This window comes from Paenibacillus tianjinensis, from assembly GCF_017086365.1.
In the GTDB taxonomy this organism is placed as follows: Bacteria; Bacillota; Bacilli; order Paenibacillales; family Paenibacillaceae; genus Paenibacillus_AQ; species Paenibacillus_AQ tianjinensis.
On sequence record NZ_CP070969.1, the window covers coordinates 5,314,475 to 5,328,128 of the forward strand.

Genomic DNA, 13,654 nt, shown 5'->3' on the forward strand with positions numbered 1-13,654 from the left:
AGAGATAAGGGGGGATTGTGATGAGAGTTATTTTCTGCCGGGACCCGCTGGATGCCAAACGGGTGGATATGGATTACGAAGCAGAATGGCACGGGGCGCAGGCTGCCGGCTTCAAGACGGAGCTGCTGTCGCTGGAGGATATTGAACTCATCAACGATCCTTCTGCTTATACTCACTGCCACTACCTGCCCTATTCCTATCCGTTAATCGCCTCCATGACCCCGCGTACGATATGGCGCACAAGTCCAGGCGGGCCGGAAGACTGGACGGAGCTGTTCGCACAAATTGCCGCCTTCGGCCAATCTGCTTTGCAGCCGGAGCTGACCCCCTTCAGGGACATCGCCCGGACGATTACAAGCCGCTTCTTCACCATGGACATCGCCAAAACAGCAGAGGGCCGCTGGATCATTGTTGAACTGGGAGACGGCGGAGTTTCAGGTCTGCCTGTGCAAATGGATGTCAGAGCGTTCTATGAGAAGTTAATGAATGCTAATATCGGCTGATTCCTCGCTTTATAATAGTAATACTCCTACCCGCCTTGGCTCAGCCACAGGCGGTTTCTGCGTTTATATATCCCGCTCCTTTCTTCCCTTTCGATCCCAGGTTAACCCGCTATCCTCTTATCCTAACCGCCAATACGCTGCTTCACCTTTACCATTTTGCAACTACTTTGCCGGCAGGTTGGGATATACTAGCCACAGATGAACCAAAGGAGATTATAACTTATGAATAAATCCGCCTTAAGCGCACTTCTCTTCTTAACCTTAATAGCTTCAGGCTGCGGTGCCCCCAAGGCTCCCAGTGATTTGCTCCGGGCGCCCTCACAGGGGAGCACCAATGGGACCATTACCAGTGTCGTGAAATCTTTTCTCCCGGCTAATGCCCACCTGACAGTTCCTGTCCATTCCGAATCGGGCAGCGCCATCCAGCTTCAGGATCTCGACAAAGACGGTCAGAATGAGATTCTGGCCTTTTATAAAACAGACAAAACTGACTATGAGATCAATACGCTTGTCCTTAAGCAAACCGGCGGGGACTGGAACAAGCTGACCACAATTACCGGAGTGGGCAGCCAGCTGGATTATGTACAGTTTGCAGATGTTACTGCAGACGGGCAGACGGATATGCTACTGGGTTTCAGCGGGGGCCAGGGACTCAGCAATGAGCTGTCTGTCTACAGTCTGAATAGCGGCGTGCTGACGGAAGTGCTTAAGCAGGCTTATGACTATTTGGCGGTCGGGGATCTGACAGGGGAGAGAAAGACAGATATCGCACTGTTCCAGACTACCTTTACCACGGATATGCAGCCGGTTGCCCGCCTGCAATTATTCCGGCTGAGCGGGGGCAAGCAGCAGAGCCTTGCCGACCAGACGCTTGACGGGGCTGTGATTCAGGCTGTATTCGCTAAGGCAGCGCCATCCACCAGCGCATTGTTCGTAGATATGGCTATTGGTGCACATTCTTCCTATACCCTGCTCCTGACTTGGGAAAATGGTAAATTTATTGATATACTGGCAACAGATGATTATCATCATGCAGAGCTTGCGGACAGCAAGGATATTACACTGGCACCTTTTACTCCTGGCCCAGGCGGTAAACTGGGAGAGAACAATATGGCGATCAAGGATTACCCGCTGTACAGCTCGGACGCGAACGGTGACGGTATTGTTGAGGTCGGATTCCTTGTTCCGCCTGCGGGAACAGAGAGCATGGCTCCGCTGGCCACCCCGTTTATCACCAAATATTATCAGTGGGACGGACAATCGGGTCTGAAGTTCACAGAAGAGAAATTCGACAGATGGGGCTTCAATTTCCATATCCCACAGAGCTGGAGAGGGAAATACACGCTTGAGATTGCCGCGGAATCTCCTACCCCGTGGGAGAGTATCAGCTTTAACTACCATGATCACGCATCCGGAGAAGAAGCTGAGCTGCTTGAATTGCGCCTGCTCACCAAGCAGGACTGGCAGGCCGCAGAAGCTGTACTGAAGGCGGAGAACAGGTCCTATCAGCTGCTCTATGAGCTTCAGAATACAGAAGATACTACGGCACCGACGGTGCTTGTTGCAGTGCTGCCGCCGGCGGATGCTGCCGGTAAGCTGAGCGGTGCTTCCCTTACGGAGTATAACCAGCTTAAATTATCGCTTACAGAAGTCCGGCAGCTGGCCGGCACACCGCAGCAGCCTTTGCAATAACAAGGAGGGTCTCCATGAAGGTGCTGGTATTGGAAGATGAAAAGCCTATACGTGATTTTCTTCTGGTGAATCTGAAGCGTGCAGGCTTTGAGGTTGCCGAAGCAGCCACTGGCGAAGCCGCATTGGCGGCCGCCCGGCAGCAGCGGGATTTTGACATCGCTATTCTGGACCTGATGCTTCCCGGGATCAGCGGATTTGAGGTATGCGCACACCTGCGCAGGGAATTCCCCCGGCTCGGAATCATTATGCTGACCGCCAAGAGCCAGGAAATCGATAAAGTGATGGGGCTGGATTCCGGTGCCGATGATTATGTAATCAAGCCCTTCAGTCCGGTTGAATTACTGGCCCGGGTCCGGTCATTATACCGGCGGATGTATCCGGGGGAAGAGGTGCTTCAGGAGAACAGCATCCAGCTGCCCCCCTTTACCCTTATGCTTGATGAACGTAAATTACTGAAGAATACGGCCGAGATTCCTTTGACGCCGACGGAATTCTCCATTGTTAGGCTCCTCATGGAGCAGCCTAACAAGGCGATGAACCGGGATGATATTCTGACCTCGGTCTGGGGGCAGTATTTCATGGGCGAGCTTAAGATCGTTGATGTAAATATCAGCCGGATCCGGCAAAAGATCGGCCAAGACGCCTCCGGGCCGCAATATCTGGAGACGGTGTGGGGATTCGGCTATCTATGGAGGGTACAACATTGCTGAAAGGTATCAGGTCCCGGCTCATACTCTATATAACTATTGTCCTGCTCCTGATCGTTCTGCTGCTGGAAGGGGTGTTTATTGTGGCTGTCCACTACTTTTATCTGGGCAGTGCGATGGAGACGCTATCCTCACGGGCCACAACCTCCGCTACTTTTTTCAATAAGTATCTGGAAGGCTATTCGATCAATGAGCGGGCCCGATATATTCTGGAGAATCTCTCCCCTGAAGAGAGCAGCAAGGTTGAGGTGCTTAACACTGCCGGGAATGTCATAATCAACTCTTTCGGCTTCTCCAGCTCGGAGCTGATCGATACTCCTGATGTCAAATCTGCTCTGGCCGGCGGCAAGGGAAGCTACCAGAGCCTCACGCCGGTGAACGGTGAACGGATTATGGCTGTCTCCATCCCCTTAAGGGAATCCGGTATGAATATCGGTGTACTGCGTTACTCTATTTCTGCGGAACCTCTATACCACGTGATCCTCACAATCGTGCTGAATGCGGTATGGGTTGGGCTGCTTGTCATCCTTTTCGGCTTCGTACTCAGCCTGCTTATCGCCAAGCGCATCGTAGGTCCGATTCAGCAGCTAACCTCAGTGGCCAAAGAAATGGCTACCGGGAACTTTGCAGCCAAGGCGGCGAAGCAGCATGACGATGAGATCGGCACGCTTGCGGTCACCCTCAATTACATGTCTGAGGAAATCCTCAAGAGCGAAAAAATCAAATATGACTTCATCTCTTCCGTCACGCATGAGCTTCGTACTCCCCTAACCTCAATTAAAGGCTGGGGCGAGACACTGCTAATGGGTGATTTGTCCGATAAAAAAGAGACCCTTCAGGGTCTCGAGGTAATGACTGGAGAAACGGACCGGCTAATCGGTCTGGTAGAGGATCTGCTCGACTTCTCCAAATTCCAGGCTGGCGAGATTACTGTGGAGCTTCAGCCGTATGATCTTAGAGGACTGCTTGAGGATCTGCTGCTGCAGTTCAGATACCGCGGGCAGACGAAGCAAATCCGGCTCTACGCCGATATTCCCGATCAGCCCTTGCCGGTCGACGGCGACTTCAACCGGCTGAAGCAGGTATTTGTCAATCTGCTGGACAATGCCTTCAAGTTCACACCGGCTGAGGGAGCAGTCCGTATTACAGCGGTCAGCCGGGATGCGTTGATTGTTATCACAGTAACCGATAACGGTGAGGGTATTGAGGCGGCTGATCTGGAGAAGCTGGGCACCAAATTCTTCAAAGGCAAATCACGCCAGTCGGGAAGCGGTCTGGGTCTGGCTATCTGCAAGGAAATCATCGGACTGCATGGCGGCAAACTGCGCATCGAGAGTGAATTCACCAAAGGAACTTCCGTCATTGTAGAGCTGCCGCGTTATCAGGTTTAGCAGTAGACAGCTCTAGGGACAGCATTTAAACAGGCCGTTCAATCGTAAAAATCTCACCAATAGCTGCATAGTTATTACCCGCTAAACGACTTACCGCCGCTAATTGAACCGGGTCGATTCTGCCCTGGTCGTAGATGGCCTCGTCAATGTGGAATTGTACGACCTTGCCGATAATCAGCTCAAATCCGGGGAATTCCACCGCCTGTTCCAGTCTGCACTCCATCCGGACTTTGGCTTCCCTGACCCCCGGTACGGCAATCACCGAGCTGTCCACCGGTGTTAAACCGGCTAATGAAATCTCACTTTGATCGGGGGCAAGGGGAGCGGCGGTTATATTGACCTGCTCCACATTTTGCTGGTCCACGATGTGTACAACAAATTCCTTGGTGTCCAATATGTTTCTCGCCGTATCCTTCGGTTGGCCCGCTGAATGCTGGATAGATAGTGAAATCATCGGCGGATTCGAAGAGACAATATTGAAATAGCTGAAGGGCGCACCGTTCAGGACCCCCTCCTCCGACACGGTCGTTACAAAAGCAATCGGTCTCGGGATAATCGTTCCCACCAGCAATTTATAGTTGTCTCTCTCCGTATTCGTTAACGGATCAATTGCAATCACGTCGATCATCCCTTTCTTATTAGCGGTTTAGTCCAGCTCTCTTACTTGAAACGGCAGCAGGATCTGTTCAATCTTGTCTCTGTGTGGCTCATACTGTGCAGGCAGCATCAGGTGGGAGCCCATCGTTTCCGGTGATTCATCGTGAGCAAAGCCCGGAGGATCGGTGGCGATTTCGAACAATATTTCTCCGTGCTCTCTAAAGTAAATGGCGTTAAAATAATTCCGGTCCTGCACCGGAGTTACTCCATATCCGTTATCGTGCACATAGTTTTGCCATTCCAGCTGATCCTGGTCGTCTTTAGCTCTCCAGGCGATATGATGCACCGTTCCGACACCCATTTCTCCACGTTCTACCGCAGTCAGTTTGAGATCAATCATGTTCCCGAGATCGGCAGCAGACTGATAACGGGCGATATCATCCTCTTTGCCGATGAACGTCAGTCCCAGGACCTTCTCTAACAGCTCAGCTGTTGCATCGGGATGAGTGGACAATAGTGTGGCACCACCGAAGCCCTTGATCGCAACCTCTGGCGTAACTCCCCCGAAATTCCAGGAGTTGAGGTCACCGGACTCCCGTTCCACCAATTCTAAATGCAGCCCGTGCGGGTCGTCAAATTCAAGCACCTGTTCCCCAAAGCGTTCCATTTCCGTAAAAGCAACCTTAAACTTCACAAGTCTCTCTTTCCAAAAATCCATAGCACCCACCGGAATGCTGTAAGTCGTTACGCCGACTTGACCTCCGCCGATCTTTCCCTGATAAGCATCCGGCCAAGGGAAGAACGTAATAATCGTACCTGGTTTCCCGCCGTCATTGCCGAAATAAAAGTGATACGTACCCGGATCATCGAAATTAACCGTCTGTTTAACCAGACGCAGTCCAAGTACCCCCGCGTAAAAATCCATATTTTCCTGAGGATGCCCGACAATCGCCGTGATATGATGAATCCCCATGGTTTGCTTAGTGTTTGTCATTTGAATCGACTCCTTTATGTTATTAGTTTGGTTTAAGAAAAAGATGTTAAACAATACTACGCTTTAAAGACTCTTAACATTAAGATATTAGGTTTATAATTATCTTTGAATTAAGATATTTATTGATATCAATGTACTCAATTCCCGACATAAAGTCAAGGGTTTATCTGATATAAATTCAGATGAATAAAAAAGCCCTGATGGATCAAGGATTTTGACCATCAGGACAATTAGTATGAGCTTAAGTCAAATTCTTTATCCCTTTCGGATGAGTGAACGGTACATCAGGAACAGGAAATACGGCGCTCCGATCAGCATTATAATCAGTCCGGATGGAATTTCGACCGGCGCCATAACGGTTCTTCCGATCGTATCGGCAATCACCAGCAGCAGTCCCCCAAACAGTCCGGACAAAATAATCGAACGTCTTGTGTGATGCCCGATCATCATCCGCACTGCATGCGGCGCCATAAGCCCGAGAAAACCAATCGTTCCTACACTGGCAACGGCTCCAGCTGCAAGCAGAACTCCCAGAATCATCGCATAGAGCCGCGTACCCCGGACCGGCAGGCCAAAACCTACTGAACTATCGTCGCCAAACCCCAGCAGATCGAACTTCCGCCCCAGATAGTACGCAAGCGGCAAAAGGATAAGCAGGAATATAAACAGGCTATAGAACTGATCCCAGCTCCGTCCATAGGTAGAGCCCGTCAGCCAGATATAAGAGCTGGCGCCATACAGACTTGCTTTGACAATCATAATCTGGATGCCTGCAGAGCCGACAGCCGAGACGGCGATGCCGAGCAGGATAAGAACAGACGGATTCAGGCTTCGGTGCCAGGCCAGCGAAAATACAACGGCGGCTGCGACAGCTCCGCCCGCAATCGCGGCAAACGGAAGCATTGCAATCGTCATTGCAGGCCAGGCGACCATCACGAGCATCGCGGCAAAGCCTGCGCCTGAGGTTACACCGATAATGGAGGCGTCGGCCAGCGGATTCCGGACAGCGCTTTGAATCAGGACGCCGCTGACGGCAAGCGCGATCCCGCCGCAAGCCGCTACGAGCGTGCGCGGCAGCCGTAAGTTCAGCAGAACGGAATAGGATCCTTCTCCCTTGCCGACAAGGCTGCCCAGCAGCTCATCGAGCGGTATTCTCGTTCCTCCGAGCGATAAACTCACGAGGATGATTGCGAGAAGCAGTACCGTCATCAGGATTACAGTCGGAACAAAACGCATACGCAGCGCAGCGCCCCCGACACTCATAGATGATTGCCCGGGGCTGGACCCCGAAATATTTTTCATTTTGGTGAGCACCAGCCAAATAAGCCAAGGTGCCCCGATAAGGGCCATAACGGCACCGACTGGCATTTCCCCTACACTGCTCCTCACTACACGGGCAAGGGTATCCGCTGCCGTAATGAGCAGCGCTCCCCACAGGGCGCTCGCGGGTAGTAACAGGCTATGTTTACGGATCCCGCTAAGCCGGACAAGATGCGGGGCAACCAGGCCGACGAAGCCTATCGGTCCGACGACACTGACTACGACTGCGGCCATCAGGACCGAGATAGCCAGACCCAGCGCCCGGGTTAACCCCACTCGCTGTCCCAGGGAACGGGCAGTAGACTCATCCAGCTCCAGCGCATCGAACTGCCTGCCCGCGAACATCGCTGCCCCTAGAAGTACAAGAACATAAGGCCAGGCATACCGGACGCCGTCCCAATCCAGCTGAATCAGGGAACCTGCTCCCCACAGAAATAAATTTTGCGTCTCTGTCTGCTTGAATATATGTATAGCTGACGTGAACGCTCCAAGCACCAGCGACACGATCATGCCCGACAGTGCTAGCCGAACAGGCGTAGCCGACTTCCCGCCGCTGAGCAGATAAGCAGCCAGGGCAGCCAGCAGTCCCCCTGCAACCGCCAGCAGGAATGGAAACTGCTGCTGCAGCGCCGGGAAAAATACCAAGCCCAGAACAACCGTAAAGTAAGCCCCGGCATTTATTCCCAGGGTGTCTGAGGATGCCAGCGGGTTCTTCGTTATGGTCTGCAGTAAAGCGCCGGCTGCGGCCAAAGCCGCCCCGGCCAGAATGCCAATCACCGTGCGCGGCATCCGAATATCCCAGAGCAGATTATGCTCCATCACATCCTGGCGGTGAAGCAGTCCATTCAATACAGTCCCTGCCGGGATCTTCGCCTCCCCGAAGCCGAGGCTCAGCACGAACAGAACGAAAAGGGCGGCAATGCCGCCCCCGAATATCCCAATCAGCTGCCAGGTCAACCCGCTAGACGATTCCTTGCTGTTGTTCCCGTTCATCACGATGCTCATTTCGTCAAACTTTTTACAACTTCATCCACAATAACTTTAGAGGAAACCGGACCGCCGAACACCCAGGTAGCGCTGTCCAGTGCGAAGGTACGTTTCTCCTTGACGAAGTTAAGACCCTTCCACACCGAATTATCCTTGAGCTCGTTCGCAAAAATGTCATCATCCTTTTGGACGATATAAATCAGATTCGTATCCTGTACAGATGGCAGGGCTTCAACCGTCGATGTGCTGAATCCGTAAGCCTCAAATGTATCAGGTTTCCAATCGTTCTTCAGGCCAATCCGGTCCAGTGTCTGTACCGCAAGAGAGTTGTCGGTGAAAAGACGCATCGTCGCTGCATTCTGATAGCTGAACGCTTGGGTCAGCACGTAATTGAGGCCTTCCTTGCCTGCTGCTGCAAGCTTCTCTTTTGCCTCCGCATAATGTGCATCCAAATCGGCCAGTACCTTATCGCCTTCTGCGGTTTTTCCGACAGCGGCTGCAATGGTTTTGAAGGTATCTTCCATCATCGTGTATTGATCGCCTTGCCCTTCCGGCGGGTACAAGCCGAAAATCAGTGTTGGCGCAATACCTTTCAATTGCTCATAAATCGCTTCGTGACTATCGGTATTGGCGATAATCAGATCCGGCTGCAGTGCAGCAATCGTCTCCAGATTCGGCTCACCGCGCGTACCGACATCTGTTACTTTATCATCCAGCGGAGCTTCTCCGGTTACCCACACTTTATAGCCTTCATTATCGGCATTCCCTACCGGCTGCATGCCCAAAGCAATAATATCTTCAGTAAATGTCCACTCCAGCACCACGACCTTTTGTGCAGGCTTGTCCAGTGTGATCTCACCTTTAGCATCTTTCAGTACAACCGGGCCTACAGCGGCTTCACTGCCGTTGTTTGCAGCAGCTGCATTGTTGGCGGCCGCTCCAGCGTCAGTTGCTGCCGGACTATTGTTCGTATTGTTTGAACCGCAGCCTGCCACAACCAGTACAACAGCAATAACCATAACCAAACTCAATAACCTTTTGTGCATCTTGTAATATCCCCCTGATATTCAGATAAATGTTCCTATGATAGCGATTATCATTACAATGATAATGATTATCATTTTTATTCATACTAGTTATCTTATATGTGATTTTCCGGAAAGTCAAAGTTAAAATTTAAATCATAAGAAAAACACTCCTTTCCAACAAAAAAAACGGCACCGCCACCTTAGCAAAGGACAGCGCTGCCGTTTCTATTAAAACTCAAGGACAAGGCTCAGAACACCATACACCGAAGTGCAGGATTACCATGGAAGCTCATTATCCATATAAAAGAACCCGCCTGTTGGACCATCTGCTGGCAGTGTCGCATACTGAACAGCTGTCCGTGCACCTTCTTCAGGTGACAATTCAGCCTTCTCTCCGCCCATGCGGGTCTTTACCAAACCTGGATGTACCGTATTAATCTTCAAATTCGTCCCCTCGTACTTCTTCGCCCAATACACAGTCAGCATATTAAGTGCCGCCTTGGATGCTGCATAAGCAGGAGTAGCAAGCCGTTGTGCGAGCTCATTGCTCAGCAGGAACTGAATTGACCCCAAGGCACTGCTCTGGTTTACGATTCTGCCTGCATCGCTCTCCAGCAGCAGCGGCAGCAAAGCTTCGGTAATGTGATAAGGTGCAAATGTATTGACCTCAAAAGTAGTTTCAAAAGCACCCTCGGCTTTCGACGGCTCCGCCCAGATACCAGCGTTATTGACCAGAATATCCAGCTTGCCGTATTCCTTGCCGATCCATTTAGCCAGAACGGCGATATGCTCACCATTGGTCACCTCAAGCTCTACACCTAAGGCATCAATCCCCAGTCCTTTCAACTGGCCGGCTGCTGAATCAGCATCTGCCTTAGTACGCGCCGACACCAATACCGTAATTCCCTGCTCTCCTAATTGTTTTGCTACTTCAAAACCGATCCCTTTGCTGGCTCCTGTTACTAGTGCGATTTTTTTACTCATCATAATTCCTCCTTGTTTATGAGAACGATCATTCTAATTACTTCAAAAAAATAAGCTATTGCCAACGGAATTTCTGATTTTTGTGAACGACCGTTCTAGATTGCCATCACTACTGTTCTTTTTCCTTGCTATGGTCATAGCTTAACATAATGAGAACGATCAGTAAAGTATTATTTTACCGATCGTTCTCATTATGTAACTCCCGGTTGGTCAATATTTTCAATCAATATACGCCCCAGAAACAAAAAAAGCATCCCTTAGGGGATGCTCTCAAAGTGCTTGGCGGCGTCCTACTCTCCCAGGACCCTTCGGTCCAAGTACCATCGGCGCTGGAAGGCTTAACGGTCGTGTTCGGGATGGGTACGCGTGGAACCCTTCCGCTATCGCCACCAAACGGCAGGCTTAATCGCCTGAAAACTGAATCCGAAACAAATCTGCGTTCTTTGAAATTTGGATAAGCCCTCGACCGATTAGTATTGGTCAGCTCCATGCATTACTGCACTTCCACCTCCAACCTATCTACCTCGTCGTCTTCAAGGGGTCTTACGTATTGGGAAATCTCATCTTGAGGGGGGCTTCACGCTTAGATGCTTTCAGCGCTTATCCCGTCCGTACGTAGCTACCCAGCCATGCTTCTGGCGAAACAACTGGTGCACCAGCGGTACGTCCATCCCGGTCCTCTCGTACTAAGGACAGCTCCTCTCAAATTTCCTGCGCCCACGACAGATAGGGACCGAACTGTCTCACGACGTTCTGAACCCAGCTCGCGTACCGCTTTAATGGGCGAACAGCCCAACCCTTGGGACCTACTTCAGCCCCAGGATGCGATGAGCCGACATCGAGGTGCCAAACCTCCCCGTCGATGTGGACTCTTGGGGGAGATAAGCCTGTTATCCCCAGGGTAGCTTTTATCCGTTGAGCGATGGCCCTTCCATGCGGTACCACCGGATCACTAAGTCCGACTTTCGTCCCTGCTCGACTTGTAGGTCTCGCAGTCAAGCTCCCTTATGCCTTTGCACTCTTCGAATGATTTCCAACCATTCTGAGGGAACCTTTGAACGCCTCCGTTACTCTTTAGGAGGCGACCGCCCCAGTCAAACTGCCCGCCTGACACGGTCCCCGTACCCGCTTAGGGTACCAGGTTAGAACCTAGATACGATCAGGGTGGTATCCCAACGGCGCCTCCGCAGAAGCTTGCGCTCCTGCCTCTACGGCTCCCACCTATCCTGTACAGATCGTACCCAAATTCAATATCAAGCTGCAGTAAAGCTCCATGGGGTCTTTCCGTCTTGTCGCGGGTAACCTGCATCTTCACAGGTATTAAAATTTCACCGGATCTCTCGTTGAGACAGCGCCCAAGTCGTTACGCCATTCGTGCGGGTCAGAATTTACCTGACAAGGAATTTCGCTACCTTAGGACCGTTATAGTTACGGCCGCCGTTTACTGGGGCTTCGGTTCATAGCTTCGGGTTACCCCTAACCACTCCCCTTAACCTTCCAGCACCGGGCAGGCGTCAGCCCGTATACTTCGCCTTGCGGCTTCGCACAGACCTGTGTTTTTGCTAAACAGTCGCTTGGGCCTTTTCACTGCGGCCCCCTCGGGCTATTCACCCTACCGAGGCACCCCTTCTCCCGAAGTTACGGGGTCATTTTGCCGAGTTCCTTAACGAGAGTTCTTCCGCGCGCCTTAGAATTCTCTTCTCGCCTACCTGTGTCGGTTTGCGGTACGGGCACCTTCTCCTGGCTAGAGGCTTTTCTTGGCAGTGTGAGATCATGACCTTCGCTACTATAATTTTCGCTCCCCATCACAGCCCAGCCTTAATAGTGTGCGGATTTGCCTACACACCAGCCTCACTGCTTAGACGGACATCCATCAGTCCGCGTCACTACCCTCCTGCGTCACCCCATCGCTCATAGCGGATTACGGTGGTACAGTAATTTCAAACTGTTGTCCTTCGACTACGCCTTTCGGCCTCGCCTTAGGTCCCGACTTACCCTGAGCGGACGAGCCTTCCTCAGGAAACCTTGGGCTTTCGGCGGATCAGATTCTCACTGATCTTTTCGTTACTCATACCGGCATTCTCACTTGTATGCTGTCCAGCGCTCCTTACGGTACACCTTCAACCCACATACAACGCTCCCCTACCCCAGATGCAAAGCATCTAGCCATAGCTTCGGTGGTGTGTTTAGCCCCGTTACATTTTCGGCGCAGAGTCACTCGACCAGTGAGCTATTACGCACTCTTTCAATGGTGGCTGCTTCTAAGCCAACATCCTGGTTGTCTGTGCAACTCCACATCCTTTCCCACTTAACACACACTTGGGGACCTTAGCTGATGGTCTGGGCTGTTTCCCTTTTGACAATGGATCTTAGCACTCACTGTCTGACTCCCGGCAAGAAGTAAATGGCATTCGGAGTTTGACTGAGCTTGGTAACCCTTGCGGGCCCCGCACCCAATCAGTGCTCTACCTCCACCACTCCATTCACCGAGGCTAGCCCTAAAGCTATTTCGGGGAGAACCAGCTATCTCCGAGTTCGATTGGAATTTCTCCGCTACCCCCACCTCATCCCCGTATTTTTCAACATACGTGGGTTCGGGCCTCCAGTGCGTGTTACCGCACCTTCACCCTGGACAGGGGTAGATCACACGGTTTCGGGTCTACGTCCACATACTTAGTCGCCCTATTCAGACTCGCTTTCGCTGCGGCTCCGGCTTCTCACCTTAACCTTGCATGTTAAACGTAACTCGCCGGTTCATTCTACAAAAGGCACGCCATCACCCATAGATCGGGCTCTGACTTTTTGTAAGCACACGGTTTCAGGTTCTATTTCACTCCCCTTCCGGGGTGCTTTTCACCTTTCCCTCACGGTACTGTTTCACTATCGGTCGCCAGGTAGTATTTAGCCTTAGCAGATGGTCCTGCTGGATTCATACGGGGTTTCACGTGCCCCGCACTACTCGGGATCCGTCTCGGAGAGAACACAGTTTAGGTTACAGGGCTTTTACCTCTATCGCGGGCCTTTCCAGACCTCTTCACCTACCATATTCCTTTGTAACTCCATGTGAGACGTCCCACAACCCCAAGGGGCAAGCCCCTTGGTTTAGGCTGTTCCGCGTTCGCTCGCCGCTACTGACGGAATCACTATTGTTTTCTCTTCCTCAGGGTACTTAGATGTTTCAGTTCCCCTGGTCTGCCTCTACACACCCTATGTATTCAGGTGTGAGTAACTGCGAATTACCACAGCTGGGTTTCCCCATTCGGACACCCCCGGATCAAAGCTTGCTTACAGCTCCCCGAGGCAGTTTCGTTGTTCGCCACGTCCTTCGTCGGCTCCTGGCGCCTAGGCATCCTCCGTGTGCTCTTATTAGCTTAACCATGCGTTCTCCGTTAGGAAAATCGCTAGCATTGCTATAATTGAAACTTGTTTACACAAGTTCAGCTTAAAGAAT

9 protein-coding genes and 2 rRNA genes are annotated in these 13,654 nt (G+C 51.6%); 4 read left to right on the forward strand and 7 right to left on the reverse strand.

The features are described from left to right. Positions 1-20 precede the first annotated feature (20 nt). The 4 genes from JRJ22_RS24620 to JRJ22_RS24635 all read left to right on the forward strand — a co-directional run bounded on the left by JRJ22_RS24620 (position 21) and on the right by JRJ22_RS24635 (position 4,293). Complete coding sequence (locus tag JRJ22_RS24620; RefSeq protein ID WP_206101946.1) at positions 21-503, forward strand: ATP-grasp domain-containing protein; 483 nt, start codon at positions 21-23, stop codon at positions 501-503. A 222-nt stretch (positions 504-725) separates the two neighbouring features. Beyond that, on the forward strand, positions 726-2,195 hold the full coding sequence (locus tag JRJ22_RS24625) for a VCBS repeat-containing protein (RefSeq protein ID WP_206101947.1): 1,470 nt from the start codon (positions 726-728) through the stop codon (positions 2,193-2,195). A 14-nt stretch (positions 2,196-2,209) separates the two neighbouring features. Then, positions 2,210-2,905, forward strand: coding sequence for a response regulator transcription factor (locus tag JRJ22_RS24630; protein WP_206101948.1), 696 nt, complete (start codon positions 2,210-2,212; stop codon positions 2,903-2,905). Next, positions 2,899-4,293, forward strand: coding sequence for an ATP-binding protein (locus JRJ22_RS24635; protein WP_408637854.1), 1,395 nt, complete (start codon positions 2,899-2,901; stop codon positions 4,291-4,293). The genes JRJ22_RS24630 and JRJ22_RS24635 overlap by 7 nt, the downstream gene beginning before the upstream one ends. Positions 4,294-4,318: 25 nt before the next feature. Here the strand turns inward: JRJ22_RS24635 and JRJ22_RS24640 are convergent, their stop codons facing one another. The 7 genes from JRJ22_RS24640 to JRJ22_RS24670 form a co-directional block, all read right to left on the reverse strand. After that, positions 4,319-4,912, reverse strand: a complete 594-nt coding sequence (locus tag JRJ22_RS24640) for a flavin reductase family protein (RefSeq protein WP_206105289.1) — start codon at positions 4,910-4,912, stop codon at positions 4,319-4,321. A 27-nt stretch (positions 4,913-4,939) separates the two neighbouring features. Further along, the gene (locus JRJ22_RS24645; protein WP_206101950.1) at positions 4,940-5,884 is read right to left on the reverse strand and encodes a ring-cleaving dioxygenase; all 945 of its coding nucleotides are present in this window, start codon (positions 5,882-5,884) and stop codon (positions 4,940-4,942) included. 255 nt (positions 5,885-6,139) lie between these two features. Further along, entirely contained in the window at positions 6,140-8,209 is a 2,070-nt protein-coding gene (locus JRJ22_RS24650) for an iron ABC transporter permease (protein WP_332461345.1), read from the reverse strand. Continuing rightward, the gene (locus tag JRJ22_RS24655) at positions 8,206-9,237 is read right to left on the reverse strand and encodes an ABC transporter substrate-binding protein (protein ID WP_206101951.1); all 1,032 of its coding nucleotides are present in this window, start codon (positions 9,235-9,237) and stop codon (positions 8,206-8,208) included. The genes JRJ22_RS24650 and JRJ22_RS24655 overlap by 4 nt, the downstream gene beginning before the upstream one ends. Before the next feature lie 258 nt (positions 9,238-9,495). After that, the gene (locus tag JRJ22_RS24660; RefSeq protein WP_206105291.1) at positions 9,496-10,203 is read right to left on the reverse strand and encodes an SDR family oxidoreductase; all 708 of its coding nucleotides are present in this window, start codon (positions 10,201-10,203) and stop codon (positions 9,496-9,498) included. 277 nt (positions 10,204-10,480) lie between these two features. After that, a 5S ribosomal RNA gene (rrf, locus tag JRJ22_RS24665) occupies positions 10,481-10,597 on the reverse strand. A gap of 56 nt (positions 10,598-10,653) precedes the next feature. Beyond that, positions 10,654-13,580: ribosomal RNA gene (locus tag JRJ22_RS24670) — 23S ribosomal RNA — on the reverse strand. Positions 13,581-13,654 lie beyond the last annotated feature (74 nt).

What these genes read in the sequence shown, in the direction of transcription:
- JRJ22_RS24620 (WP_206101946.1), top strand. Translation starts at nt 21, where the DNA reads ATGAGAGTTATTTTCTGCCGGGACCCGCTGGATGCCAAACGGGTGGAT.
- JRJ22_RS24625 (WP_206101947.1), top strand. Translation starts at nt 726, where the DNA reads ATGAATAAATCCGCCTTAAGCGCACTTCTCTTCTTAACCTTAATAGCT.
- JRJ22_RS24630 (WP_206101948.1), top strand. Translation starts at nt 2,210, where the DNA reads ATGAAGGTGCTGGTATTGGAAGATGAAAAGCCTATACGTGATTTTCTT.
- JRJ22_RS24645 (WP_206101950.1), bottom strand. Translation starts at nt 5,884, where the DNA reads ATGACAAACACTAAGCAAACCATGGGGATTCATCATATCACGGCGATT.
- JRJ22_RS24650 (WP_332461345.1), bottom strand. Translation starts at nt 8,209, where the DNA reads ATGAGCATCGTGATGAACGGGAACAACAGCAAGGAATCGTCTAGCGGG.
- JRJ22_RS24655 (WP_206101951.1), bottom strand. Translation starts at nt 9,237, where the DNA reads ATGCACAAAAGGTTATTGAGTTTGGTTATGGTTATTGCTGTTGTACTG.
- JRJ22_RS24660 (WP_206105291.1), bottom strand. Translation starts at nt 10,203, where the DNA reads ATGAGTAAAAAAATCGCACTAGTAACAGGAGCCAGCAAAGGGATCGGT.